Origin of the sequence: Myxococcus sp. SDU36, from assembly GCF_030168875.1 — a bacterium.
Lineage (GTDB): Bacteria > Myxococcota > Myxococcia > Myxococcales > Myxococcaceae > Myxococcus > Myxococcus vastator.
Genome location: NZ_CP077414.1, coordinates 5,206,657 through 5,232,190, shown reverse-complemented (window position 1 = coordinate 5,232,190; position 25,534 = coordinate 5,206,657). Strand labels below are relative to the sequence as shown.

The window sequence follows — 25,534 nt, the reverse complement described above, 5'->3', positions numbered from 1 at the left end:
GCGCGTGGGTACTGGCCGCCGGGGTGCTCAGCGCGGGGTGAGCACGGCCTCGCAGGCGTGCACCTGCTCGTTGCCGAGGTCCGCCCTGCGCGCGGTGCACTTCAGGCGGAGGACCTCGCCCTCGCGCAGGACCTCGCACGCGCGGTTGACCTCGACCGCCGCGCCGCTGCCCGCGTCGGCTGGCGAGGTTCCTCCGTCGGTGCTCAAGGTGATGACGACGTTCGTATCCGCCAGATACCAGTTGTCGCCCTGGAGGATGTCCACCGTGCCCGCGTAGACAGCTCCCCTGGTGGGCAGTCCCGTGCGTTCCTCCACCGCCACGTCCAGGCGGCAGTCGTCTTGAGGGGTGCTCACCTGGAGGAGGCCCGGCGCTCCGCAGGTGTTGTGGCCCACGTCGAAGGTGACGCTCTGGGCGGGCTGGTAGCAGTCCTTCCCTCCCGAGTCCGCGACGAGCAGCACCGCCGTGGTGGCGAGCGCGGCGGTGGCCGCGAGGTTCATCAGGATGACTTTCACGCGTTGACTCCAGTGGGGGACGAGGCGGGGAGGGGCGCCGGTTCGCGGGGGGTGGCGCGGCTGTAGCGCACCGCCACCCAGACGAGCGGCAAGGTGACGAGGTCGGTGGGGTCGGCCCAGGCGCGGAAGCTCCGGATGCCGAGCGGCGCGCCCAGGGGCCGCAGCAGCTCACAGAAGAGGTCCGCGGCGGGCTGGGAGACGTTGAGCGCGGTGTAGAGGCACGCGGTGAAGGCCGCGCCCACGGCCACCCGGCGCGCCCTGGGCCAGCGCGTCACCAGCGCCAGCAGCGCGGACACGTAGAGCGGCAGGAAGAAGCAGATGGCGACGTCGGACAGCTTGCCGGTGAGGGCGTTGTGGAAGGCGGGCTTGAGCCAGCGGTCATTCACCGCCATCAGCGCCACCGCGCACAGGGGCAGCGGCGCGAGGAACTCCGGCATGCCGGGCAGGCGCTTCATTGGAGCCGCTTCCCGCTCGACAGGGCCCGCAGGAGGATGGCGTCCGTGAGCAGCTCCACCGGGGCCTGGTCGTCCGTTAGCGGCGCACCCGCGGGCACCGGCTTCAGCTCTCCGGCCACGCGCTCCGCCAGCGGGCGCAGCGAGGCGGGTAGTGACGGGGTGCGCTCCGCGAGCCGCTCCGCGAGCCCCGGGGCTCCGGCGAAGAGCAGCGTGTTGCTGTGGTTGCGCGCGTCGGCGGCCCGGACCTCTGGGAAGACGGTGGCCAGCGTGGCGCCCACGGCCTCCACCACCGCGCGCTCCTGCGCGTAGCGCCCCACGTTGAAGCAGGCCACGCCACCGGGCTTCAGGCGCGCGGCCACGGCGGAGGCGAACTCGCGCGTCGTCAGGTGGAAGGGGACGTATGGGAAGCGGAACGCGTCGACCAGGATGACGTCGTACTGGCGGGTGTCGCGCGTGAGGAAGGCGCGCGCGTCTCCCACGTGGACCTCCACCTCGGAGGGCAGGTCGAAGTGCGCACGGCCCAGCCGCACCACCTCCGCGTCCAGCTCCACGCCCACCACCTCCACGCCCGGGTACGTCTCTCGCAGGCCCCTGGCGCTCGTGCCCGCGCCCAGACCCAGGACCAGCACCCGGGGCGCTCGTGGCGCTGTCTGGGCCATGGCGGGGACCAGCAGGTAGTGCCCGAAGACCTCTCCGCGCACCGGCAGGCCGGGCCGGTGGACGCTCTGCACCGCGTAGCCCTCATCGAAGACGAGCGAGCGGGTGCCGTGTTCGTCCTTCATCACCTGGATGAAGGCATAGGGGGACTCGGCCACCTCCACGGCCTGGGGGCCGCGGGGCAGGGCGTGGACGCCCAAGGCCAGCGCCACCACGGGCACGCCCACCGCGGGCAGCCGCCACCGCCACCCCAGGTGCCAGGAGGCCGTGAGCCCCAGCGCCGCCGCGAAGAGCGCCATGGTGCGCGCGGTGCCCAGCAGCGGCAGCACGACGAAGGCCGCCAGCAGCGTCCCGGTGATGCTGCCCACCGTGGACGCGGAAGACAGCCGTCCGGCATGCGCGCCCGCTGACGCCACGCCCGCCAGCCCCACGCGCAGCACGTAGGGACCCACGGCGCCCAGCACCAGCAGGGGCGGCACCGCCACCACCAGCAGCAAGGCCACGCGGCCCAATCCCTCCACGGGGCGTCCCCCCAACATCGCGGCCGTGGCGCCGGGAAGCAGCGCCCGCGCGAGGAAGGGCAGCAGGGCCAGGGCGAGCGCACTGAGGCAGAGCGCGCTCAGCAGCGGCGTCAGGCGCCCCGAGCGGTCCGCCGCGCGGCCTCCCAACCGCGCGCCCACCGCGAGCCCACCCGGGACCAGGGAGATGAGCGCGGCCCAGACGGGCGTGCTGCTGCCGAAGTAGGGCGCCATCAGTCGTGACGCCGCCATCTCCGACGCCATGACCGTCATGCCGGTGATGAAGGACAGCCATGTCAGCGAAGACGTGGGGCGCATGCTCGGGCGCCTGCATCAGCAAGGTCCGTTCCAGCGAGAAGCCCTCGAAATGACTGGTGCGGAGGGACAGCGACGGCAGGGGCACCATGACAGGCGTGCCAGGGGAGGCGCGCTATCGGGTGGCGACGCCCCGGCGCTTCCGGGCGGCGGCGACCGTCAGCAGCAGCACCGCGAGGGGGACGCCCAGCACCGCCGGCCACAGCCAGAGCGGCTCGCCGCCGTGAATGACGGCGCGGAGCTCGCGGCCCTCGGCGGGGGCGTCCATCAGCTCCGCGAGGTTGAGCTTCCACTCCACGGAGTCCTTCTGCTCGTTCACCGTGCCGTTCGTCTCGCCGATGCCAGGGCCGTGGATGCGGAGGGTGAGGCGGTTGTTGACGAGCATGGCCTTCACCATGCTCTTCGCCAGCTCCTGGGCGGCCTGCTCCGCGGCGTCGTCACCGATGCCGGCCGGCGCGGCGAAGGCCTTCTCCGGGTTGAAGCGCTGGGTGTAGACGTAGTCCCCGCCCTGGCGCTCGATGCGGACGTCCCACGCATCCTTCGGCGACGACGGTTGGCCCTTGCCGTGCTGGTCGGCGGCGCGGCGGTAGAGCTCCGGGAGCCGGGTGACGTCCTTCACCGTCACGTCGTAGACGAGATGGACCTGGCCGTCCTTCTCGTAGTCCCGGAGCATCACCTGGGAGACTGCCGGGTCCTGGCGCAGCGCCTGCTCGGCTTCGCGCGCCTTCGAGAGCAGCGCCTCCTTGGCGTTCGAATCGCCGCCCAGCCGCGCCAGGGCCGTCAATGACTTGGGCATCCCCATGTCGACGACCAGCCGCGCCGAACCGCCTGGCTCAATCCAGAGGTCCTGCTCGACGTTGAAGCAGCCCGTCAGGAAGAGGGACAGCGCCGCGAGCAGCAGCGGGGAGCGAAGCAGGGTGCTCGGTGAGCCAGGGGCCATGGCGCACCAGTATGCTGGGACTGTTTCACGCGGAGAAGGGGAGGGACGCCACCTTCACCGTGGCGGGGCCCGCCGCCAGGGTCAGCTCGGTGCCCGGCTCCAGCGAGTCCCGGTGCACGTAGCCCAGGGCCACCCGCTGCCCCGCGACAGGCGACTGCACCACGCTGGTCAGCCAGCCCACCTTCTTCTCCCCGCGCCGCAGCTCGGTGCCGGGGGCCACGTCCGCGTCGCCCAGCAGCAGCCCCGTCAGCTTGCGGTTCATGTGGCCGCGGAAGGTGGCGCGGGCGATGACCTCCTGCCCGATGTAGCAACCCTTGTTGTAGGAGATGGCGTTCGCCAGGTTGGCCTCCAGCGGAATGGTGGTGTCCACCATGTCCTGGCCGTACCGGGGCACGCCGGCCTCCACGCGGAGCAGCTCCAGGGCCTCGAAGCCCAGGGGCTTCAGCCCGTGAGCGGCGCCCGCGTTGGACAGGGCCTGCCAGACGGCCTCCAGCCCGGCGCGCGGCACCCACACGTCGACGCCGTGGGGCTCGATGGCGGTGCTCCCCAGCAGCCAGACCTCCTGGCCCGCCAGGGTGCCCGTGCGGGCGGCATGGTGCGACAGCGGCGCATGGGGGCTGCCCAGGGCGGCCGACAGGACGTCCGCAGTCCGGGGCCCGAGCAGCCGAAGCAGGGCCAGCTCCCCCGTGGCCTCGTGCAGCTCGGCGTCCTCGGAAATGAGGTATTTGTCCAGGAACTCCCGCACCTTGGCGCCGGTGCCGGGCTCCACATCCAGGAGGAGGTCCGCCTCCCGCTTGAGGATGCGGGCGTCCGCCACCATGGCCCCCTTGGCGGTCACCATGGCGGCATAGGCCGCGGTGCCCACGGGCAGGTTGTTCACCTCCTGGGTGACCATCCCGTGTAGGAAAGAGGCCCGGTCCTCTCCAGTGATTCGGAGGGTTTCGCGGTAGGAGGCATCATGGAGGGCCACGGACGCCTTGGCCGCCCGGTACGCTTCCTCCGAGTCTCCATACCCGGCCACGGTTTCCCGGCCGCCCACCGCGCCAAAGCGGGCGCCCGCCTTCTCGTGAAGAAAATGCAGAGACAGCGGTTCCATGTCCGTCGCTATATAGAGGCGAAGGAGCGAATGCCACGATGGATGTGAAGCACCTGTCGTCCTTCCAGGACTTCTCGCCAGAGAAGCTCCTGAAGCACAACGTCTTCCAGTCCGGCCGGTTCTTCCTGGACGTGTACTGCCTGCGGCCGGGGCAGGCCCAGAAGCCCCACCGCCACGCCGCGTCGGACAAGGTGTATGTCGTCCTCGACGGGCGCTGCCGCTTCCGTGTGGGCGCCGAAGAAGAAGTCCACGGCCCTGGCGCCGCCATTTTCGCCCCCGCGGGCGCCGAGCACGGCGTCGCCAATGACGGCCCCGAGGCCGCCCGCCTCCTCGTTCTGATGTCCCCGCCCCCGGAGCATGCATGAGCTCGACGTCTTCCCCTTCGCCCACTCCCGTGGCGACCCGTGGCGCGCTGGCGCTGCTGGTCCTGGGCCTCGCGGAGAGTGGCCTGGCCATCTTCCAGTGGATGCAGCTGCTCACCCTGCGCGGTGGCGGCTCCACCGTGTGCGGCGTCTCCGACACGGTGAACTGCGAGACGGTGTGGAACTCCCCTTTCGCCAGCCGCGTGCATGACCTGGTGGGCCTGCCCGTGGCGGCCCTGGGGCTCGTGTGGGGCCTGGTCGCGGTGGGCCTGTCCGCCCTGTTCCTGACGTGGGCCCGCTCGGGTCGGCCGGTGCGTCCGGCGGCCAACGGGCTGCGGCTGGTGGCCGTCGCGGGCCTGGTGTCCGTGGCCGTCTTCGTCGTGGCCAGCGCGCAGTCGGGCGCGCTGTGCCCCACGTGTCTGGCGACCTATGCGCTGGTGGTGGCCTTCGCGGGCGTGGCCTGGAAGGGCCTGCCCGGACCGCTGCTGCCCGGCGCGGGTGAGTGGGGCGCCACGCTGAAGTGGACGGTGGGCGTCACGGCCGCGGTCTTCCTGGCGGCGCTGCTCCCCGGCCGGGCCACGCCCAAGGCGTCGGAGGCGTCCGGTGCCGCGCTGCTGCCGCCCGTGCCGCAGGTGGCCAACACGCCGATGCCGGGGGTGACGCCGCAGACGCCACCGCCTCCGCCCGCGTCGCTGGAGGAGTTCCTGCGCTCGTTGCCGCCGCAGCATCAGCAGTTCATCTCGGACTCGCTGGCCGCGTACCGCAGCGAGACGCCGCAGCCCGCCGCGTCGCCCGCGCGTCATCGCTATGGGCCGGTGGATGCGCCGGTGAAGATTGTCGAGTGGACGGACAGCAAGTGCCCCCACTGCAAGATGCTGGTGGAGGAGCTGGCCGCGCTGAAGAAGCGCGTCCCGGAAGGGAAGCTGTCGCTGGAGGCTCGCCAGTTCCCGCTGGATGGGGCGTGCAACCCGGCGATTCCTCGCCGTGGGCCGGACGCGCCCAGCGTGCGCTGCGTGGCGGCCCGTGCGCAGATCTGCCTGGAGGGCGCGCCGGACTACTGGGAGCTGCGGGAGAAGATGTTCGCCGCGCAGGCCGTGCTGGACACGGAGCGGGCGGTGGAGATTGCGTCGTCCGGCTCGGTGCCGCGCTCACAGCTGGAGGTGTGCATGAACAGCCCGGCGACGACGGCGAAGCTTCAAGAGGACTCTCGCTACGCCCTGCGCCACCACATCCAGGGGACGCCGCTGGTGCTGGTGAATGGCCGCGAGGTGATGCCCTCCGCGCCGTTCATCTACGCGCTGGTGATGGCGGACGGCAACCCGAGCGCCCCCGCCTTCGACGTGCTGCCCCCGCCGCGCCCGCGCCCGGCCGGTGGACATGGCCACGACGACCACGCGGGCCACAACCACTGAGGACGCGGCACCCGCACCATGGGCAAGCGCGACAAGAAGGGTGAGCCGCCAGCGGCACCGGCGGCTCCGTTCAACAATCCGTTCGCCGCGCTCTCGGTGCAGCGGGAGGCCTTGCCCCAGGCTCCCGCCGTCCCCGTGGCTCAGGCGCCTGTGAAGGCGCAGCCCAAGGGCCCCGCGCGCGCCGTGGTGCGCATGGAGCGCAAGGGCCGTGGCGGCAAGGAAGTCACGGTGGTGGAGCACCTGGAGCTGCCCGCGGCTCAGCGCGAAGTGTGGCTCAAGGCGCTGAAGAACTCGCTCGGCTGCGGCGGCGTGGTGGAGGACGACACGCTGGTGCTTCAGGGCGACCAGCGTGAGCGGCTGCCCGCGCTGCTGGAGGCTCGGGGCGTGCGGAAGGTCACGGTCGGCTGAGCGGGCTCCTCGGGTTCTTCCCCCCCGTCCCAGGCTTGCTCTCACGTTCCGACGTCGGCCATTCCCTGTGCCAGGTGGCGCGTGGCTGGCGGGATCTTACGCCTGGGGCTTGCCGCCTCACCGCGCTGGCATCTCGTGAGTGGTCCGAGCAGCGCGATGGACAGCACCCCGCAGGCGCGGCACGCGAGGGTTGGATGCTCCGAACCCCTCCTGCTACGTTGGCAAGGACATGCAAACGCGCCTACCCATCCGGGCTGTCCTGCTTCTCGTTCTCGCGGCCTCGTCAGTCGCTCATGCCAGCGACGAGCGTGACAAGCCCTCTGTGCGTCTCATCATGCTCTCCGAGCACCCGACTGACGGCACTCGCCCTATCTATGTGAAGGGGCAGATGGTCACGACGCTGCGGTTCGAGCAGTTGGTAGATGCTGACAAGACGAAGATGAGCGATTGGGAGGGGCGGCTCGAACCGCTGGCGGTGGTCCGCAACAAGGTGCTCCTCGAGCCCATCCGGGACCTCAACAGGGACGAAGGAATCCCCTTGCTCGTGACACTGGCGGATGGGACCGAAATCCCGTTCCTCGTGAGGCCACCTTGGCACAAGCGGGACGGGGGGTGGCCGCCGATTCTGGACCAGCAGGTCGACGTGTTCAAAGACAGGGAGAGCTATGCGGCCATGCATGCGGCCCTGATGGATGCACTCAAGAAGAACGACACGCTTGCTGAAGAGAATGAGCGCTACCGCAAGGAAGAGAACTCCGTCGATCACGCCTACGCGACGCTCCTTGCGAACGGGCACGCGAAGAAGACGCCTTTTCGATTCGTGATGGCGGCCCGCCCGAAGGACCCGGACATGGAAATGCTCGTTGAGGTCTTCTCAGGGCCCGGCAAAGCGGCAGCGCTCATCACCCTCAAGAACACCAACCATGGCGATACCTGGGAGTTCGCGGGGGCCTACCTGACGCGCGACCTGACCAGCTACACGAAGCAGTCCTTCGCGCTTCGGATGACTCGCTCCGCGATTGCCCAGGGGCAGTCAGGAACCATCGCGGTCGTGGTGGACAAGAGCGCCTTTGAAAAGGACGGGCAACTCGTGGACCTTGCCCTCCAGATTTTTCGGTCCGACGGAAACCAGCAGGTCATGGTGAGGATGGATCGCACCCTGATTCGGCAGTAGAAATGCCGGTCATGCGCACCACCGCTCTGCTGAGCATCACTGCCGCCCTGCTCGCCACGACTTCCGGCTGCACCACGCCCGGAGGCGTCGCGCTGCGCCCGGACGGCACTCCGGGGCTGCAAGAGTGCTCGGAGGAGGCGCTGAAGACGATGCGCATCTTGCGGCTGCGCGTTGGGGATTCCTCGTTGGTGGAGCTCGACGCGAACCAGATGAGGTCTCGCCGCATCACCCTCTACGATGGCCCGGTCGAAAGCGTCCTCATGCGCGATATGGGCATCCTCGAGACGACGACTCGCTTGTACGGGCAAGTTTGGACGAGCGGTCCGCAGGTGGTCATCCGCTACTACGAGGCCTACCCGCCGGACGGCGATAAGGTGCCGATTTGCGCGGTGGCACGACTGAGTGAGGACCAGTTGCGGAAGCGGCCCGAGTCAAAGCCGGGCACGGCCATTCTCGATGGCTCCATGGCGGCTGTCTCCATCGTCGATGCGTTCCGGTGACCGCTCGTTCGGCTGACCACGCCCGGGGCTGCTACCTGCGTCGTTGCGGACACAGCGGCTCGGATGAAGAGGCGTGCGTAGCGGTTTGAGCGAGCGACTCTGACGCCTGTAGGGAGTGGGCGACAACGGGATGGTGAGCAGGTTCCTGCGAGCGGCGCGGGGCCTCACGGCACTTGCGCGCCCGCCGATCTCCGGGGAGCGCTCGTAGCCCCCTGTGTCAGGGAAGTTGTCGCCTCGGCTGACCTGCCGAGCTGACAACGCCCAGGGGGGCGAGAGCAGGCAGGACGCAGTGTCGTACACGGATGCATTCAAGGCGTAGATGGTGAAGCGGATGGTGGGCGCCGCGCCCACTGCCACGCGGAGGGAGTCGCGCCCCGTGTCGTCCCACGGGCGACCTGTCGCTGGCAGTCATTTCCAGCGCGAAGGAGACGTGATGAGCAAGGGTTACCTGGTGCTGTTCATGGACCTGCCGAATGGCTCCTTGGGCGCCGCGTTTCCTCCGACCGGCAAGGGCTCCGTGGACCTGTCGAACAACTTCCTGGGGCGGCAGGAGATTGGCTACTACGAGGCCGAGCTGTCCCCCGGGACGTACGCGCGGCTGAAGCAACTGCATGGCGACATTGACTTCAGCGCCCTTCCGGTGACCACGGAGTTGCCGCCCGACACGAAGACGGTGTCGGTGGGTGAGAGCTCCGACGGAGAGGACATCGCCACGCGGACGTTCCCCCTCCACGCCGTCCCGGACGCCCTGGAGCCGTTGCTGAACGAGATGCGCAAGGCCTCCGAGCGTAAGCGTTCAGGTGGGATGGGCGGTTGAAGAAGGAGCAGGCCAGCAGCCGACGGTAGGCTCGTCGCTCGCTAACGCGGCGTGGGGCATGGGACACGGCGTGTCGTGGCCGAGGTCGACCCCAAGGATGCGCGCATCGCGGAGCTCGAGCGTCAAGTCGAGGAACTGACTCGACTGGTGCAGGAGTTGCGGGAGCAGTTGCGGCGGAACTCGGTCAACTCGAACCGGCCACCGTCGAGCGATACTCCGGGGCAGAAGGCGGAGCGGCGCAAGCAGAGCGGGAGTGGGAAGAAGCGCGGGGGTCAGCCGGGACACAAAGGCCTGACACGCGCGCTGGTTGCCGAGGAGAAGGTGAGCGAGTTCAAGCACCTCTTCCCGTCCGCGTGTGAGAATTGCTGGACTCCCCTCTCGCCCGAAGGCGGCACGCGGGTGCGGCGCTACCAATCCGTGGAATTGCCGCCGCTCAAGGCCCACGTCACGCAGTGGGTGCGCCATGGCGTGGAGTGCCCCAGGTGCAACCATGAGACGTGGGCAAGCACCGCGCCGATTCCGGCGTCGCCCTTCGGCCCGCGGCTATCGGCCGTCGTTGGCCTTTTGACGGGCGTCTACCACCTGAGTCGGCGCTCGGCGGTGAGGCTTCTGGGGGATGTGCTGGGCATCGACATTTCTCTGGGGGCGGTGAGCGCCGTCGAGGCGCGCGTCAGCGAGGCGGTGAAGCCCGCGGTGGACGAGGCCTGGGCCCAGGTGTTGTCGGCGCCGGTGAAGCACACGGACGGCACCCAGTGGCTTGAGGGTTGCCAGGCGCGCGCGCTGTGGACCATCGCCTCGTCAATGGCCACCGTCTTCAAGATTCTGACGGACGGCAAGTCGCGGACGCTCGCAGCGCTCTTCGGCCTGAAGCTCGGTGTCCTCGTGAGCGACCGCGCCACCGCGCTGAATTTCTGGGCCATGGAAGCGCGGCAGGTGTGCTGGGCCCACCTCTTGAGGAAGGCCATTTCCTTCTCGGAGCGCGACGGGCCAGCCGGAGCGATTGGGCGCGAGTTCCTCGACTACATCGGCATCCTCTTCGACTACTGGGGGCGACTCCGGAGCGGCGAATTGCAGCGGGACACGCTGCAAGGGCGCATGGCCCCGGTACGCGCCCAGGTGGAGGCCCTGCTTGAGCGCGCGGTGGCCGCGAGGCTGCCGCACGTCTCCGGCTCCTGTGAGGACATCCTCGAGCACCGGGCGGCGCTGTGGACTTTCGTCGACAGGGAGGGAGTCGAGCCCACCAATAACCACGCGGAGCGCGAGTTGCGCGCCTTCGTCCTGTGGCGCAAGCGAAGCTTCGGCACGCAGAGCACCCGGGGGAACCTCTTCGCCGAAAGGGTGATGACGGTGGCGCACACCGCCCGCAAGCAGGAAAAGAACGTGCTCGAATTCCTGACGGCCTGCTGCACCACCGCCCGGACGGGGGCGCCCCCGCCCTCGCTCTTCGCCGCGCCCTGAGCGCTACGTGGCCTTCCCGCCCATGGGGAAGTAGCGCGTCGCGTTCCGCTCTCCTGCGCTGCGCACGCGGCCCTCTTGCTTCAAACGCATCATCGGCCGATGAAGCGCCCGTGGCTTTTCTCCGACGTGCGCGGCGATGACCGTCATCGTCTCGCCCGGACACGCCTGCACCGCCTCGAGCAACCGCTTCGCGAGGTTGGCCACGGCACCTGAAGAGCGTCGGATTCTCGTCCCCCGCCGCTGCATCGCCACGGAGGGCGCGGGAGCCAACACCGAGAACGCTCGCTCCACCGCCGCCTTCACCAGGCGTTGCTGCTCCACCATGTGCTCGTGGACCAGTCGTTCAATCTTCGATTCCAGCGTCGCAGGGGTTTTCGTGTGCATCCGCCACGGGTTGCACACCGCGACGACGGCCTCAACACCACCCCTGAACGGTTACTCGAGGACAAGCACGGTCCTCACGCCACCACCCAGCTCGCGCTCGTCCTCGCATTGACCCGATGCGCGCCGCTGCTCCTCTCCGCGATGATGATGAATCGCGGCGTCACCCTGGCCCAGCTCGAAGAGCGCATCATCCTCATTGCCACCATCACCGTGCGTTCACGCAACCAACGCCGCGAGCGTACTCGACGCAAGCGAGAGCAGGCCCTTGGCTCCGCCGCGCGCTAACCGATCGCGCATGCAGGGGGGCCTGACGTCATCAACATTGAAATGGCGGACCTCGTACTTCTTCCGCAGTGCGTCTGGAGCAGGGCCACGTTGTCTCCGCGATCTCGTCTATAATCCCCTTCAATGGCCTTTTTCGGCACCATCAAGCTCGGCGCCGCGCTCCTTCTCCTGGGCGGCTGCGTCGCGTCCACGCCAATCTCGATGACCGCTTCCGAAGCGGAGTTTGCGAGAGGCCCATGGTCGGAAGTGCCGTCTGTGGAGATGCCTACAGGGGATGCATCCATCCCGATAAGCCTCCTACGCGATGTGGCGGAGGCGCTGCTGAAGCTCCCTGGGGCGACGGCGTGTGACCCGGGAACACGCCGCCCCGTGGTCGGGCTCTCCACGGAGTATTGCTCGACTGTGTATGTGGCGGGCGGTCGTGACTCCCTGTCCTGGCGTGTGGCAGAGCCCGTTAGAGGGAGCCATGCTTCCTGTCGCCCGTTCTTCGCGGTGAAGGATGAGGACTATCCATCTTCGCAGGTGTGGGTCGTGGGCTTCGTCCATAACCATCCGTGTGCTGCGGCACCTTCGTCGCAAGACTTGAGCGTGTGGCCTACGGACGCGTTCAAGCCCTTCGTGTCCATGGCGGAAGTGCGCTTGATACCTGGCAATCCCGCACCCGCCGTCTTCAAGGACTCCGTCATCGAGATGGCGTCCGCATTGGTGGCGGAGCGCCAGGATGGGACGCGGCTCTTTCTTCGCTACTTCCCCACGGGAGAGGTTCAGCAGTGGAGTGAGGCCAGGGCTCGTTGGGTCACGCTGGGCATCTGCGCTCCAACTCCGCCTCGCCCACCCTTCCGGAACGTGGTTCCCCAATGTCGTAGCGGGGGTTTGCAGTTACTCCGTGATTAGGTGCGGGAAATGAGCAAGGCGCTGACGGTGACAGGGCTGGTCGTGGTGCTGCATGGGTGCGCTGCACCTATCAAGGCTTGGAAGGGTGAGGTCCCGTGGCCTGACGAGCATTCGACTCGAACTGTTGTCGAGCTCATGGAGGCCGGCGCCGCGCTTGCTGCGGCAGGCGCCATCCGTGAGGTGGTGAGAACCAACCCGTTTCCCAACCTCTTCGCGGGATGCTCAAGCCCGGAGCAGGGCATGGATGTGTCCGTCTTCGCAGGGCCGACACAAGGCTTGTACTTCGTGGTCGTGGACCAGCGCTTCGACCGCTGTGGCGGTCCGAGCGGGCGTGTCCTCGACTGGTGGGAGGTCTATGCGGTGACGGCCCAGGGCGAGGTGGTCGCGAAGGCCCCGAGTCCAACGGGTGAGGAGCCTGCGGCTTTACCGCCTCAAGAAGCGTCACCTCCCGCTGCACCCGTGCCGGCTGAGTCGCCCTCGTCATCCGCTCCCGAAGCGCCGGCTACTCCGGTGCCACCGTCACCCGCTGACCCTCCGCCAGTGCCCCCTCAATCGGAAGCTTCGGACACGAAAAAGCCCGGGCCACCGTGAAGGTGTCCCGGGCCTGTGGCCACAGCCTGTGCCGTGTGAACTACAGCGCGGCGATGATGGCGTCGGTGAACTCGCGGGTGTTGGCCTTGCCACCGAGGTCCCCGGTGCGGACCTCGCCGGAGCTGTACACCTTCCAGATGGCGTTCTCCATGCGGCGCGCCGCCTCGGCCATGTCCAGGTAGTCCAGCATCATCACCGCGGACATCATCAGCGCGGTGGGGTTCGCGATGCCCTTGCCCGCGATGTCCGGGGCGGTGCCGTGCACGGCCTCGAAGACGGCGGTGCGCTCGCCGATGTTGGCGCCGGGCACCACGCCCAGGCCACCCACCAGGCCCGCGCACAAGTCACTGAGCACGTCGCCGTAGAAGTTCTCCGCCACCAGCACGTCGAAGCGGGTCGGGTCCTTCACCAACTGCATGCAGAGGTTGTCGATGATGACTTCCTCGTAGGTGACATCCGGGAACTCACGGCCCACCTTGCGGCAGCAGTCCAGGAAGAGGCCGTCCGACAACTTCATGATGTTCGCCTTGTGCACGGCGGTGACCTTCTTGCGGCCGTGCTTGCGGGCGTACTCGAAGGCGAAGCGGGCAATCCGCGTGGAGGCCTTCTCGGTGATGATCTTCAGCGACTCCACCACGCCCGGGACGATGATGTGCTCCAGGCCCGCGTAGAGGCTCTCCGTGTTCTCACGCACCACGATGAGGTCCACGTCCTCGTAGCGCGTCTTCACGTTCGGCACGCTCTTCACCGGCCGCAGCGACGAGTAGAGGTCCAGCCGCTTGCGCAGGCCCACGTTGGCCGACGGGAGGCCACCGCCCACCACCGTGCCCGTGGGGCCCTTGAGCGCGATGCCGCTGCGCAGCACCGCCTCCACCGTCTCGTGAGGCAGGTTGGTGCCGTACTTGGCCACCACCTCCGTGCCTGCGTCCTTGTACTCGAAGTCGAGGGGGACCTTGAGCGCCTCGAGGACGCGAACGGTGGCCGCCATGACTTCGGGGCCAATGCCATCGCCGTTGATGATCGTGACAGTGCGGGTGTTCGCCATGGGTGCGGATTCACAGCACAATTTTCCTGGCGTCGGAAGAACGAAAACGGCCGGGATTCAGCCGGAGGCATGGCGGCTATGAGGAGGGGACACCCTGGGAGGGCCACCCGGCCAGCTTCCGGGCGGGAGGGCCTCCGCTCCAAGTGTCAGTGCTCGGACGTGGAGGACGGTCGCGGGCGCCGGGTGGGCTTGCGCCGGGTGTGGATGGCGTAGGGCCGGTAGAAGGACTCCCACAGGGCCGCACGGCGTCCCCGGGGCCGGGTCCGCAGCTCGCCCAGGGGGGCTCGGATGAAGAAGGACGACAGGAACAGGTAGGTCGCCGTCAGGGTGAGCAGCATCAGGAGGGCCGTCACCGCCTCGCCGGGAATCCAGGCCACCCGGGCCCGGGCCAGGAACTCGTCGAGGTCCACGGGCGGCTTCGGGTGGCTGTAGACCTTCACGAACCACGTCACCATCAGGACCATCAGGATGGGGCCGTAGGCGCGGTTGAGCCGCGTGGAGATGGCGGAGAAGAGGGACAGCTGGATTTGGGGCCGCTCCAGCTCCAGGGCCAGCTCGCGCAGGGCGTCCGGGTCCACCGGCTCGCGCCGGAGCATGGGGGCCCACCAGCCGTCCTCCAGCAGGCGCACCCGGCGGTTCCACAAGTCGTAGTAGCGGTAGCGCCGCGCCTCGATGAGGAGGAACGACACCACCATCCAGATGCCCACCAGGAAGGTGACGTGTGAGCTCTGCGTCGACGCGAAGCCGAAGGAGATGACCGCCGCCGTCGTCGTGAGCGCCCAGTTGGTGGTGGTGTCCAGGCGCGTGCGCCAGGTATCGGAGCGGCTCAGCTCCCCCCGGAACAGCTGGGCCATGGCCTGCTGGGACAGCCAGGGCGACTCCAGCACGTCGTTCTTGTCACGTTCACGCACGGGCATCCTTCCCCGGAAGGTGGGCTGGGTAGTGGGCGTTTGCAACGCAGGTGTGGCGTTGAGGACAGTCAGGCGGGCGGGCCCACGGGTGGCCACGGCGGGCGAGCGTGAGCAGCTTGCTGACTTGAACGTGCCCGACGTGAATCCCATCCAGGCCCTGTCCAACCTCCTCCAGGAGGAACGCGAGCGCCTGACCCGCCTGTGGGCCAAGCGCCTGCGCGCCGAGACGTACGACGTGGAGGTCCCTGGACGGGACCTGCGCGCCCCGCTGCGCCGGCTGCTGGACGAGCTGGCTCGCCTGCTCAGGGACCGGCCCGACGACGCCGTCCGCCTCTGGCCGGAGGTGGTTCGTCCGCATGGCGCCTTCCGCTACAGCCAGAACTTCGACCCCGAGGACCTGACGCGCGAGTTCAAGTCCCTGGAAGAGGTGATGCTGCGCGTCTACGCGCGCCGCAACGGGGGCCTCATCGAGCCGGATGTCGCGGTGCTCATGGCGGAGCTGGTGTGGGAGGCGGACGCCGCGGCCCAGGCGTCCTACGCGCGCATCCTGAAGACAGAGGAGGTGCGCTTCCGCGAAGCGGCGGTGATGGAGTCGGTGCTCAACCAGGTGGACGTGGGCATCATGCTGGCGGAGGTGGACGGCACCGTCTCCTTCGCCACGCCGCCGGTGAGCCGCCTCATGGGCGTGCCCATGCGCGCGGTGGTGGGCGCGCGCGCGGCGAGCACCATCAACCCCGTGCTGACGCAGGTGAACGCGCGCCACCTCACGGGCGAGCCCTTCAAGCTGGCCGACATGCCCTTCCTGCGGGCCCTCAAGGAGAAGGGGCCGGTGCGCGGGGTGATGATGGTGGTGGAGCGCCCCGGCGGCGACACCGCCACGCTGGAGCTGAGCGCCACGCCCGTCTGGGAAGAGGAGGGCGAGCTGGCCGGCGCCATCCAGACCTTCACCGACCGCACGGAGGCGGTGAACAAGACGAAGGCGCTCCAGAGCGCGCACGGGGAGCTGCGCAAACTCCAGGGACGCCTGCTCCAGCGCACCCGCCAGCAGGCGCTGGGACAGCTCGCCAGCGGCGCGGCGCACGCGCTCAACAACTTCCTCAACGTGCTGCGGCTGCGAATCACGCTGCTGCAGCGCGAGTTCAAGCCCGAGCACCTGGAGGCGCTCGACAAGACGGTGCAGCAGATTGGCGAGCTGGTGGCCCGGCTCCAGGAGTTCAACATCCAGCGCACCCAGGAGCAGCCCACCGACGTCCCGGTGGACCAGACGGTGCGCGAGGCGCTGGAGCTGGCGCGCGGCGAGCTGGAGCAGCGCGAGCACCCGGTGTACGTGGACCTGGACCTGGGCGACGCCGGCAACGTGCACGCGGACACGGGCTTCTTCCGCGAGCTGGTGGTGAACCTGCTGCTCGTCTCACGCGACCGGATGGAGGCCGGAGGCCGGCTGCACGTCTCCACCCGCACGGACGGGGCCGCGTGGCTGACGCTGCGCATCGAGGATGAGGGCACGCCCTACGCGCCCGATGAGCTGGCGCGGCTGTTCGACCCGCTGCGCCGAGACGCGGGCGCGCCGCAGCTGTCCCTGTTCCTGGCGGTGGCGCGGGCACAGGTGGAGCGCTGGGGCGGCGAGCTGACGGCGGAGGTGCCGGCTTCGGGCACGGGCACGGCCTTCGTGGTGCGTCTGCCGCGCGTGCATGCTGGCGCCGCGTCCTCCGCGCCACGTCCAGAGCCGTCACGCACGGAGGTGCTGCGGCCGGCGGCGCCCCGGCGCTTCCAGCAGACGCGCAGCGTGCTGGTGGTGGACGACGACCTCGACAACGCGCGGATGATGGCGGAGGTGCTGAGCGAGGAAGGCTACGAGGTGCAGGTGGCCCACAGCCCCGCGGTGGCGCTGGGGATGTGGGACCGGCGCCGCTATGACGCCGCGCTGCTGGACGCGGTGATGCCGGAGATGAGCGGCTGGGAGCTGGCGCGCGAGCTGCGCAAGAAGTCCCCTCAAGCGCTGCTGGCCATCGTCACCGGCATGGACGTGCGCGGACAGAACCGCTCCAACCTCGCGCTGGTGGACGCCGTGTTCCGCAAGCCCATCGACGTGGGCGCGCTGGATGACTTCCTGGGGCAGTCGGACATCGGCGCTCTGGAGAACAGTCCGGGTGCCGCGCCACCCGCCTGAGCGCGGCGGACAGGCCGCTGGGGCGCCTCGCGCGAGCCGGTAGCCCGCGGCGTTACAGTTTTCACTCAAAGTGTTGCGGCGCGAGTCACACCGCGAGGCCCGTTCCGGTGGGAATCTCTGGCGTCCGAGGGGAGCAGGTGCTCCCTCATTGCAATCTCCTTGTCTGGCTAGAACCGTGAGTGTGGCTCGTCGCTTGCTCCAGGTCCGCCCGCCCGTCGGTGCCCGCGGTCCTGCTTCGGGCGTCCACCCCCCGGCGGTTGCCACTCCCCACGAGGTTCTGCGTGAGAATCAAGCTGAGAGGCCTGTTGCTGGCCGGAATGTTGCTGGCCGGCGGCGGTGCCATGGCGGAAGAGAGCGCGGTCTGCGAAGGCCGCACGTCACAACCTCCCCTGCAGCGGGATGCCCAGGGGCGCGTGAAGGTGGGCGAGGACGTCGTCGTCACGTTCAAGTCGCGTCAGCCCACGGCGCGGCCGGACGGTGTTCGCGCCCAGGCCGAGCTGGCCTGGACGGACCGCGTCAGCAGCCCGGGCGCCACGTACATCGCGCCGCACTTCAGCCAGTTCGCGCTCGCGCCGGGGGATTACGTCATCGTCCGCGCGCCGGACGGCTCGCGCGAGTACCGCTACGACGGCTTCGGCAAGGGCGAGGGCGACGCGCCGGTGCGGGGCGGCTTCTGGAGCGGTCACATCTCCGGTGACGTCGCCATCGTCGAGCTGTGGAGCGTGGGCGGCCAGGCGAAGTCCGGCTACACCATCGACCGGTTCGCGCGCGGCTTCGCCAACCTGGCGGCGCTGGGCGAGGACCTGGACAGCGAGGCGCTCTGCGGTCCGGACGACTCGCGCAACGCGCGCTGCTACCAGACGTCGGATCCGCGTCAGTACAAGCACGCGCGCGCGGTGGCCCGGCTGCTCATCAACGGCAGCGGGGCCTGCACGGGCTGGCTCGTGGGCAACCAGGGTCACGTGATGACCAACGAGCACTGCATCGCCAACACCTCGGACGCGCTCAACACCGACTTCGAGTTCATGGCCGAGGGCGGCGCCTGTACCTCCGCCTGCAACAGCTGGTTCGGCTGTCCGGGCACGGTGGTGGCGACGAGCTCCACGCTCATCGCGGTGAATGCCCCCCGGGACTACGCCCTGGTCCGGCTGCCCACCAACCCCACGGCCACCTACGGCTACCTCCAGCTGCGCAACACCACCGCGGTGGTGGATGAGCGCATCTACATTCCCCAGCACCCCGCCGCGTGGGGCAAGCACATCGCCCGCAACTCCACGCACGCGTCGGACGCCTCGGGCTTCGCGGAAATCTTCGCCCTCAACCGGCCCGCGTGCTCGCCGGGTGGCCCGCTGGACATCGGCTACTACGCGGACACCCAGGGGGGCTCGTCGGGCTCGCCCGTCATCGCCAACTCCGACCACCGCGTCGTCGCGCTGCACCACTGCGCCAACTGCCCCAACCGCGGCGTGCCCATCACCTCCATCATCTCCCACCTGGGCGCGCTGCTCCCGCAGTGCGCGCTGCGCAGCGCCACCTGCCCGGACCCGTATGACGTCTGGATGCGCGACACCTGGTCCGACACCGGCCTGGAGCCGGACCCCGCCACCGCGGGCCAGGACATGTGGGCCAGCCCGTACATCTGGATTCGGCGCAACCCGGACGGCGCGCTGCCCGCCAATCACCACGCCCACCAGAACCCCGAGCTGGGCGCGACGAACTACGCCTACGTGAAGCTGCACGGCGGACCCCGTCCGGGCGCCTCGGGGCGCCTCAAGCTGTACTACGCCAACGCCTCCACCGGCCTGTCCTGGCCCACGGACTGGACGCAGTTTGGTGACGTGCCCGTCAACGGCTTCACGCCGGACACGCACGTCGTCCAGGCGCCGTGGAGCGGCCTGCCCGGCGAGGGGCACTACTGCCTGGTGGCGCGCTGGGAGTCCGCGTTCGACCCGATGTCGTTCACCGAGACGACGGACATTGGCGCCAACGTCCGTCAGAACAACAACATCATCTGGCGCAACGTGAACATCGTGGACCTGGAGTCCGGCAGCGAGGAGATTCACTTCATCGTGCGCAACGTGCACCAGCGGGTCCGGGCGCTGCGGCTCGCGGTGCGGGTGCCGGAGGCGGACAGGGACCGGCCCTTCCCGGTGCATGGCGGCCGTGTCGTCGTGCGTCTGCCGGAGGAGCTGTTCCAGCGCTGGCTGGAGGCGGGCGGCAAGGCGGAGGGCCTGAAGATGGTGCGCGAGGGCGAGTTCGAGGTCGTGTCTCCGGAAGGGGGCGTGTTCCACAACCTGCCGCTGGGCTTCCGCGAGGAGCACCAAGTTCGGATGCGCTTCGAGCGGAACGACGCCGCCACGCCCGAGCCCTACCACCTGGAGGTCGTGCAGTTCGACCAGGACTCGCAGGAGCGTGAGAGCCTGGGCGGCATCGGCTACGACATCTACGCCCACGGCGAGCCGAAGCCGAAGGAGTAGCCGTCGCTTCGCCTGACGCGGCTTCGCTCGCGTGCCGTCCTGGCGCGGGCGAGGCCGTGGCTGCCTGTCCCTCCCTTGTGGCGCGGGGCGGTGGTGTCCACCTGTGAGGGAGGAGGAGACACCACCATGTCCCGCAAGACGATGGACTGCAGGAAGGCGCCCAGTGACACCCACTGCACGCTGACGATTTCGGGCGAGGAGGACGAGGTATTCCAGGCGGCCGTCTCGCACGCGGTCTCCGCGCATGGCCACGAGGACTCCGCCGAGCTGCGCGAGATGATTCGCGGCCTGCTCGAGGACGAGGCGCCCGCGGCGAGCATGGGCCGGCCCATGTCGATGCAGGAGCCACAGCAGCCAAGCAGGCACTGAGGGGCGGGCGTTGTCAGCGCGTGGGGTTTGCCACTGAGGCGGGTGACGCCTCCACGGGTCAGCGCTGTCAGCAGTTGGGCTGACCACGGGAGGGCACTAGATTCCCGCCAGTGAGTGCCCCCCTGGACCTGGAGCGCGTCCGCCGCAAGGTGGAGGCGGGTGAGATTCTGAGCGACGCGGAGCTGGCCTTGCTCCGTGCCGAGGCGCAGCGTGGCGTCGACTCCGCCTTGCGGTTGGCCCTGGCGCACGCCCTCATCAACGCGGGCGCTGAGCGTGAGGCGCTGCCCCTGCTGGAGACCCTGCGGCGGGACTTCCCTCGCGACCTGCCCGTGCGGCTGGGACTGGCGCGGGCCCTGCTCGGGCTGGAGCGCCACGGCGACGCGGAGCGGCTGCTGACCGAAATCCTGGCCCAGTCTCCGGGAGACCCCGAGGTGCTCAAGGTGCTCGCGGTGCTGGGGCTGCGGCGCGGTGAAGCGGACAAGGCGCGCGCCTACGTCGCGGATGCGCTGGCCCGCGACCCCTTCGACGCCGAGGCGCGGCTGCTGAAGGAGGAGCTGGAGTCCGTGGACCTGCCACCTCCGCCCGCTCCCCAGGAGCAGGTGCTGCGCCCGGAGTTCACCGCCGCGCTCACCGCCGCGCTGGGCCGCGCCCGGGTGGCGTTCCGGCGGCAGGGGAAGGACCTGCTCGTGAAGCTCGCCACGGGCGGCGTCGGGCGCGTGGACGTGGGCTCGCTGTACGCCGCCTACCAGGCGTCCTCGGGCACGCAGGGGCTCACCGTCTACGCGGAGGCCCTGGCGGCGCGGCTCGGCGGGTTGTCCTCGGGCCTGAGCGCGGAGGTCGCGCCATTGGATGCGCGGCTGCGTCCGGTGCTGCGCCCAGCGGACTTCGCGGCGCGCGCCGGGGGCGCCTTGCACCGGCCCGGCCCCGCGGGCCTGGACGTCTTCTACGTGCTGGAGGACGCGGAGTTCGTGCGCTACCTGCCCGAAGCCGCTCTGGCCCCCGCGGGACTCACGCCGGAGTCGGCGGACGCGGCGGCCTGGCGCAACCTCGCCTCGCGGCTGGCCCCGGTGCGGCCCGTGCTCGTCGACCAGGGAGAGGTCCGGCTGGCGGAGGCCTTCTCCGGACTCTGGGCCGTGGCGGAGGGGGACGGCCACGACGCCGCGCGGCTGCTCCTTCCTTCGCAGCGCAAGGAGCTGGCGGCGCTCGCGGGAGAGGGCCCCCTTCGCGTGGTCCTCGGACGGCGGGAATTGGCGCTGGTCTGCCGCGAGCCGGATGCCGCCGCGTGTGAGGCGCTGGCGCGGCTCGCGCCCTCGCCGGATGGAATCCCGGGCGCCTTCCGCCTGACGGAAGCGGGCCTGTCCGCGGTGTGAGCCGGTCTCAGCCCGCCGTGCCCGCGGGGAGCTGGTCCACGAACAGCACCTCGCGGTAGCCCAGCGTGAGCAGCAGCGCCCGCAGCGAGCGCTCCGCCGACTCCCGCGCCCGCCGCTGGAGTCGCCCGTCCGCGCGGACCTCCTGCTCGAAGGCGACGCGGGCCTTCTCCAGCAACTGCGCCGTCTGCTCGCTGTCCAGGTTGGAGTCGATGACCTCCGTCTCCCCCGGGCGCAGCGCCACCTTCACCTCCATGGGCGGCAGCACCACGTAGACGCGCGTGCCCATGACTTGGAGATGGGAGCGGTCGAAGCGCTGGAAGTCGAAGCCCAGGTGCGCGTTCGCGAAAACAATGGCGCGGCCATGCGGATTCTGGAGCGCGTAGCGCGCCCAGTTCAGCACGTCCTTCCAGAGCGCATCCGTGGCCTGGGGCTCCGGCGTGAAGGACACCTTCTTGTAGAGCGCGACCTCCAGCGTCTCCAGCCGGGCCACGTCCCGCATCTGCTGCACGACGGAAGGCGTGTCCGGCAGCGACGGCGACGCGGGCTTCATCAACACCCAGGCTCCCAGCGCGCCGAGCGCCGCGGCCAGGACGACGGTGAGGACTCGCGAGAGGTGCGCCATGGGCCCCAGTGTACCTCCCCGGGCGGGCGCTTCCGGCGCGCTCATATCGAGGGCGCCAGCAGGACGACCGAGTAACCCACGGCCGTCCGTGCTCCAGGATTCTCGTACGAGTGCTTCTGGTCCCCCCGGAAGACGACCACGTCCCCGGGCTGGAGGTGGAAGCGCTCCCCGCTGGCCACGAGCACCAGCTCCCCCGTCTCACACGTCAGGTACTCCCGGGTGCCGGGGGTGTGGGGAACGCCGGTGACGCGCACCTGCGGCGGCAGCTCCACGCGGTCGAACTCCATGCCGGGCAACGGGTCCGGCAACAGCTTGCGCATCATGCCGCCACCGCGCGTCCGGACGGGCAGGGTGGCGCGCGGGTAGTGCCGGGCGCTGGCGCGGGGCTTGGCGATGAGCTCCTCCAGCGACACCTGGAGCGCGGCGGCCACGCGGTGCAGCACGGACAGCGTCGGGTTGGCGGCCCCGGACTCCAGGTGGGCCCAGGTGGCGCGTGGCACGCCCGCCAGCCGGGAAAGCTGCGCCTGTGTGGCACCTCGCGTCTCGCGCAGGGAACGGATGTTGCGGGCCAGCCTGCCAGGCAGGTCATCGTCGTTCATGGATTGGCAATCTGCCAAGCCCTTGGCCCGCGCGCCAACAGAATGGCGAACGGCGTGTATCTCCCGTTGCAAGGAGGACGCACGAATGAATCGCATCGACAAGAGCATCCTGATTACGGGCGCGAGCCGAGGGCTGGGGCTGGCGCTGATGAACGGCTTCGCTCGCCGAGGCGCGCGGGTGGTGGGCGTGGCGCGCCACGCCGCGGAGATGGAGGCCGCCGCGGCGGCGCTGCGAAAGGAAGGGCTGGAGGCCCACGCGCTGGCCTGCGACGTGGGGGACAAGGAGGCCATCTACCCGCTGGTGGGCGCGGCCACCGCGCTGGTGGGCCCCCTGGACGTGCTGGTCCATAACGCGAGCACGCTGGGCCCCACGCCGCTGCCGCTGCTGCTGGACACCGCCTGCGAGGACCTGCAGCGCGTGCTGGAGGTCAACGTGGTGGGCCCCTTCCGCCTCACCAAGGCGGTGGCTGGGAACATGGCGGTGCGGGGCAAGGGGCTGGTCCTGCACCTCACCTCGGACGCGGCGGTGTCCGCGTATCCGCGCTGGGGCGCGTATGGCGTGTCCAAGGCCGCGCTGGAGCACCTGGGCCGCGTCTGGGCCGCGGAGCTGGAGGGCACGGGCGTGCGCTTCGTCTCGGTGGACCCGGGGGAGATGGACACGCGGATGTACCGCGACGCGGTGCCGGATGGGGACTACTCGCAGTTGAGCCGCCCGGAGGCGGTGGCGGCCCGGCTCGTGGAGTGGGTGGCGCTGCGGTCGGAGTCGCTGCCCTCGGGAGCCCGCCTGGAGGCGGCGAAGCTGGAGGCCGCATGAAGCCCGCGCGTTGGCCCGCGGACCGCCCCGAGGAGGGGCGCCTGCTGCATGTGGAGCCGCGCGCCCGCCGCCTCCGCGACGCCCGCGTGGTGGACCTCCCGTCGCTGCTGCGCGCCGGGGACCTGCTGGTGGTGAACGACGCCGCCACGCTGCCCGCGTCCCTGGCGGGGCGCACGGAGTCCGGAGAGCGAATCGAGCTGCGCCTGTTGTCGCGCGAGCCGGACGGCACCTGGACCGGCGTGCTCTTCGGCGCGGGGGACTGGCGGCGGCGCACGGAGGACCGGCCACCGCCGCCGGTGCTGGCCGTGGGCGCGGGGCTCGTGGTGGGAGGCCTGAAGGCGCGGGTGGTGGCGGTGCTTCCACCATCTCCCCGGTTGCTGCGCGTGGCCTTCGACGTGACGGGGGCGGCGCTCTGGTCCGGCCTCTACCGGAGCGGGCGTCCGGTGCAGTACGCGTACACGGAGGCGGCGCTGTCGCTGTGGCATGTGCAGACGGCCTATGGCGCGCGGCCCTGGTCCGTGGAGGCGCCCTCCGCGGGGCTGCCCCTCACCTGGAGCGTGCTGCTGACGCTGCGGAGGCAGGGCGTGCGGCTGGCCTCACTCACCCACGCGGCGGGGCTGTCCTCCACGGGGGACGCGGCGCTGGACGCGGCGCTGCCCCGGCCCGAGCGCTCCGACATCCCCGCCGCCACGGTGGAGGCCGTCCTGCACACGCGGGCTTCCGGGGGACGGGTGGTGGCGGTGGGCACCACCGTGGTGCGAGCCCTGGAGGGCCGCGCGGCGCGGCACGGCGGCGGGCTGGTGGCGGGGGAGGAGGTGACGGACCTGCTGCTGGGGCCGGGCTTCGTCCCTCGGCTGGTGCACGGGCTGCTCACCGGCGTGCATGCGCCGGGCAGCAGCCACCATGCGTTGCTCCAGGCCTTCGCGCCGCTGTCGCTGCTCCAGGAGGTGGCCGCGCACGCGGAGGCGCGCGGCTACCTGGGGCACGAGTTCGGCGACTCGTGCCTGCTGCTGGACGCGTGAGGCCTACTGGAGCTGCGTGGGCTCCAGCTCCACCTTCACCCAGCCGGGCTTGCGCACGTCGAAGTTGCGGTACGCGTCAATGGCGCTGCTCATGGGCTCCACGTGGGACAGGATGGCCGTGGGGTCCACCACGCCGGTGCGCACCAGCTCCAGCAGCTTGGGGATGTACTTGCGGTGGTTGCAGTTGCCCATCTTCATCGTGAGGTTCTTGTTCATCGCCATGCCAATGGGGAACGTGCGCACCTGCGCCGGGTAGACGCCGATGATGGACAGCGTGCCGGCCTTGGCCAGGCCCTCCACGGCCCACATCAGGGCCTGCGCGGGCGCGTCGCCGGGCACCCAGTTGTCGCCCTTGGGGTTCGTCTTGGGGGCGGCCTCCTTCACCTCGCGTTTGAACTCAGCCTTCTCCTGGTGGGCCTTCTTCGCGCCGGGGCCGTGGTGCGGGTGCACGGCGTCCACGCCCACCGCGTCGATGGCGCGGTCCACGCCGATGCCGTTGGTGAGGCGCTTGAGCGTCTCGAGCGGGTCCTCCTCCTCGAAGTTGATGATTTCGGCGCCCTGGGCCCGCGCCAGCTCCAGCCGGTCCTCGTGGCAGTCGATGGCGAAGACGCGGCCGGCGCCCAGCAGCTTCGCGCTGACGATGGCGAAGAGGCCCACGGGCCCGCAGCCGAACACCGCCACGGTGTCACCGGGTTTGATTTCCGCCAGCTCCGCGCCCATGTAGCCGGTGGGGAAGATGTCGGAGATGAGGATGGCCTGCTCGTCGCTGACGCCCTCGGGGATGCGCACCAGGCCCACGTTGGCGAAGGGCACCCGCACCTTCTCCGCCTGCATGCCTTGGAAGGGGCCCGTCTCCTGGGGACCTCCGAAGAAGGCCGTGCCCGCGCTGGGGCCGTTGGGGTTGGCGTCGTTGCACTGCGCGTGGTACCCGGCGCGGCAGTACGAGCAGTTGCCACAGGCGATGGTGGACGGGATGACCACCCGGTCGCCGATGTTGAGGTTGCGGACGTCGTCACCCAGCGCCTCGATGACGCCCACGCCTTCGTGGCCCAGGATGGTGCCCGGCCTCATGCCCGGCATGGTGCCGCGAATCATGTGGAGGTCCGTGCCGCAGATGGCGCTCGCCGTCAGGCGGACGATGGCATCCGTCGGCTTCTCGATTCGCGGCTCCTCCACGTCGTCGAGCCGGATGTCCCCAATCCCATGGAAAACGACAGCCTTCATTGCGTGCGCTCCTGCCCCCTTGGGGCCCCAAGACGAAAAGGGCCTGCGCGGACGCAGACCCGCGTGACTTGGAGCCTGGGCATCACCCCGGGTGAGGGCAAAGCGAGCGCCGCTCCCTCTTCCGCCGGGTGG

Annotated in this window: 25 protein-coding genes; 14 read left to right on the top strand and 11 right to left on the bottom strand. The window is 70.1% G+C overall.

Going from position 1 to position 25,534, the window contains the following annotated elements:
• Positions 1-27: 27 nt before the first annotated feature.
• The 5 genes from KGD87_RS20830 to ygfZ form a co-directional block, all read right to left on the bottom strand.
• Entirely contained in the window at positions 28-513 is a 486-nt protein-coding gene (locus KGD87_RS20830) for a hypothetical protein (protein WP_284662069.1), read from the bottom strand.
• Positions 510-968 (bottom strand): hypothetical protein, encoded by a 459-nt coding sequence (locus KGD87_RS20825; RefSeq protein WP_284662068.1) that lies wholly within the window; start codon positions 966-968, stop codon positions 510-512. Before KGD87_RS20825 ends, KGD87_RS20830 begins: the two co-directional genes overlap by 4 nt.
• Entirely contained in the window at positions 965-2,461 is a 1,497-nt protein-coding gene (locus KGD87_RS20820; RefSeq protein ID WP_284662067.1) for a fused MFS/spermidine synthase, read from the bottom strand. Before KGD87_RS20820 ends, KGD87_RS20825 begins: the two co-directional genes overlap by 4 nt.
• A gap of 112 nt (positions 2,462-2,573) precedes the next feature.
• A complete protein-coding gene (locus tag KGD87_RS20815; protein ID WP_284662066.1) occupies positions 2,574-3,398 on the bottom strand; it encodes a hypothetical protein in 825 nt (274 codons plus the stop codon).
• Between the two features lie 25 nt (positions 3,399-3,423).
• Entirely contained in the window at positions 3,424-4,494 is a 1,071-nt protein-coding gene (ygfZ, locus tag KGD87_RS20810; protein WP_284662065.1) for a CAF17-like 4Fe-4S cluster assembly/insertion protein YgfZ, read from the bottom strand.
• Between the two features lie 38 nt (positions 4,495-4,532).
• Between ygfZ and KGD87_RS20805 the strand changes: the two genes are divergently transcribed.
• From KGD87_RS20805 to tnpC, 7 genes are all read left to right on the top strand, one after another.
• The gene (locus KGD87_RS20805) at positions 4,533-4,859 is read left to right on the top strand and encodes a cupin domain-containing protein (protein ID WP_284662064.1); all 327 of its coding nucleotides are present in this window, start codon (positions 4,533-4,535) and stop codon (positions 4,857-4,859) included.
• A complete protein-coding gene (locus tag KGD87_RS20800; protein ID WP_284662063.1) occupies positions 4,856-6,268 on the top strand; it encodes a vitamin K epoxide reductase/DsbA family protein in 1,413 nt (470 codons plus the stop codon). The genes KGD87_RS20805 and KGD87_RS20800 overlap by 4 nt, the downstream gene beginning before the upstream one ends.
• 18 nt (positions 6,269-6,286) lie before the next feature.
• Complete coding sequence (locus KGD87_RS20795; RefSeq protein WP_284662062.1) at positions 6,287-6,676, top strand: translation initiation factor; 390 nt, start codon at positions 6,287-6,289, stop codon at positions 6,674-6,676.
• Positions 6,677-6,905: 229 nt separating this feature from the next.
• Positions 6,906-7,850: a DUF2381 family protein gene (locus KGD87_RS20790; RefSeq protein ID WP_284662061.1), complete on the top strand. Its 945-nt coding sequence runs from the start codon at positions 6,906-6,908 to the stop codon at positions 7,848-7,850.
• A gap of 11 nt (positions 7,851-7,861) precedes the next feature.
• Positions 7,862-8,350, top strand: a complete 489-nt coding sequence (locus KGD87_RS20785; protein WP_502887953.1) for a serine/threonine protein kinase — start codon at positions 7,862-7,864, stop codon at positions 8,348-8,350.
• A gap of 433 nt (positions 8,351-8,783) precedes the next feature.
• Positions 8,784-9,167 (top strand): hypothetical protein, encoded by a 384-nt coding sequence (locus tag KGD87_RS20780; RefSeq protein ID WP_284662059.1) that lies wholly within the window; start codon positions 8,784-8,786, stop codon positions 9,165-9,167.
• A gap of 51 nt (positions 9,168-9,218) precedes the next feature.
• A complete protein-coding gene (gene tnpC / locus KGD87_RS20775; protein ID WP_284662058.1) occupies positions 9,219-10,625 on the top strand; it encodes an IS66 family transposase in 1,407 nt (468 codons plus the stop codon).
• A gap of 3 nt (positions 10,626-10,628) precedes the next feature.
• Here the strand turns inward: tnpC and KGD87_RS20770 are convergent, their stop codons facing one another.
• Complete coding sequence (locus tag KGD87_RS20770) at positions 10,629-11,009, bottom strand: winged helix-turn-helix domain-containing protein (RefSeq protein ID WP_284662057.1); 381 nt, start codon at positions 11,007-11,009, stop codon at positions 10,629-10,631.
• Between KGD87_RS20770 and KGD87_RS20765 the strand changes: the two genes are divergently transcribed.
• Complete coding sequence (locus tag KGD87_RS20765; protein WP_284662056.1) at positions 11,004-11,294, top strand: hypothetical protein; 291 nt, start codon at positions 11,004-11,006, stop codon at positions 11,292-11,294. The genes KGD87_RS20770 and KGD87_RS20765 overlap by 6 nt on opposite strands.
• A gap of 1,525 nt (positions 11,295-12,819) precedes the next feature.
• Here the strand turns inward: KGD87_RS20765 and KGD87_RS20760 are convergent.
• Entirely contained in the window at positions 12,820-13,824 is a 1,005-nt protein-coding gene (locus KGD87_RS20760; RefSeq protein WP_284662055.1) for an isocitrate dehydrogenase (NAD(+)), read from the bottom strand.
• Between the two features lie 146 nt (positions 13,825-13,970).
• Positions 13,971-14,741, bottom strand: coding sequence for a DUF2270 domain-containing protein (locus tag KGD87_RS20755; RefSeq protein ID WP_284662054.1), 771 nt, complete (start codon positions 14,739-14,741; stop codon positions 13,971-13,973).
• Positions 14,742-14,754: 13 nt separating this feature from the next.
• Between KGD87_RS20755 and KGD87_RS20750 the strand changes: the two genes are divergently transcribed.
• The 4 genes from KGD87_RS20750 to KGD87_RS20735 all read left to right on the top strand — a co-directional run bounded on the left by KGD87_RS20750 (position 14,755) and on the right by KGD87_RS20735 (position 21,121).
• Positions 14,755-16,905, top strand: a complete 2,151-nt coding sequence (locus tag KGD87_RS20750) for a response regulator (protein ID WP_284668673.1) — start codon at positions 14,755-14,757, stop codon at positions 16,903-16,905.
• 281 nt (positions 16,906-17,186) lie between these two features.
• Positions 17,187-19,382 carry a trypsin-like serine peptidase gene (locus tag KGD87_RS20745; protein WP_284662053.1) on the top strand — a complete coding sequence of 732 codons (2,196 nt, stop codon included), beginning with the start codon at positions 17,187-17,189 and terminating at the stop codon, positions 19,380-19,382.
• Between the two features lie 126 nt (positions 19,383-19,508).
• Positions 19,509-19,751, top strand: a complete 243-nt coding sequence (locus tag KGD87_RS20740; RefSeq protein ID WP_284662052.1) for a DUF1059 domain-containing protein — start codon at positions 19,509-19,511, stop codon at positions 19,749-19,751.
• A 110-nt stretch (positions 19,752-19,861) separates the two neighbouring features.
• Positions 19,862-21,121, top strand: a complete 1,260-nt coding sequence (locus KGD87_RS20735; RefSeq protein ID WP_284662051.1) for a tetratricopeptide repeat protein — start codon at positions 19,862-19,864, stop codon at positions 21,119-21,121.
• A 7-nt stretch (positions 21,122-21,128) separates the two neighbouring features.
• On the opposite strand, the gene KGD87_RS20730 is transcribed toward KGD87_RS20735, so the two are convergent.
• Positions 21,129-21,743, bottom strand: coding sequence for a DUF4230 domain-containing protein (locus tag KGD87_RS20730; RefSeq protein ID WP_284662050.1), 615 nt, complete (start codon positions 21,741-21,743; stop codon positions 21,129-21,131).
• A gap of 41 nt (positions 21,744-21,784) precedes the next feature.
• Positions 21,785-22,342 carry a helix-turn-helix domain-containing protein gene (locus KGD87_RS20725; RefSeq protein WP_176418956.1) on the bottom strand — a complete coding sequence of 186 codons (558 nt, stop codon included), beginning with the start codon at positions 22,340-22,342 and terminating at the stop codon, positions 21,785-21,787.
• Between the two features lie 85 nt (positions 22,343-22,427).
• Here KGD87_RS20725 and KGD87_RS20720 point away from each other — a divergent pair, with 85 nt between their 5' ends.
• Together KGD87_RS20720 and KGD87_RS20715 are read left to right on the top strand one after the other, a co-directional pair.
• Positions 22,428-23,156: an SDR family NAD(P)-dependent oxidoreductase gene (locus tag KGD87_RS20720; protein ID WP_284662047.1), complete on the top strand. Its 729-nt coding sequence runs from the start codon at positions 22,428-22,430 to the stop codon at positions 23,154-23,156.
• Positions 23,153-24,178 carry an S-adenosylmethionine:tRNA ribosyltransferase-isomerase gene (locus KGD87_RS20715; protein ID WP_284662046.1) on the top strand — a complete coding sequence of 342 codons (1,026 nt, stop codon included), beginning with the start codon at positions 23,153-23,155 and terminating at the stop codon, positions 24,176-24,178. Before KGD87_RS20720 ends, KGD87_RS20715 begins: the two co-directional genes overlap by 4 nt.
• A gap of 3 nt (positions 24,179-24,181) precedes the next feature.
• Here the strand turns inward: KGD87_RS20715 and KGD87_RS20710 are convergent, their stop codons facing one another.
• Positions 24,182-25,402, bottom strand: a complete 1,221-nt coding sequence (locus KGD87_RS20710) for a zinc-dependent alcohol dehydrogenase (protein ID WP_284662045.1) — start codon at positions 25,400-25,402, stop codon at positions 24,182-24,184.
• Positions 25,403-25,534 lie beyond the last annotated feature (132 nt).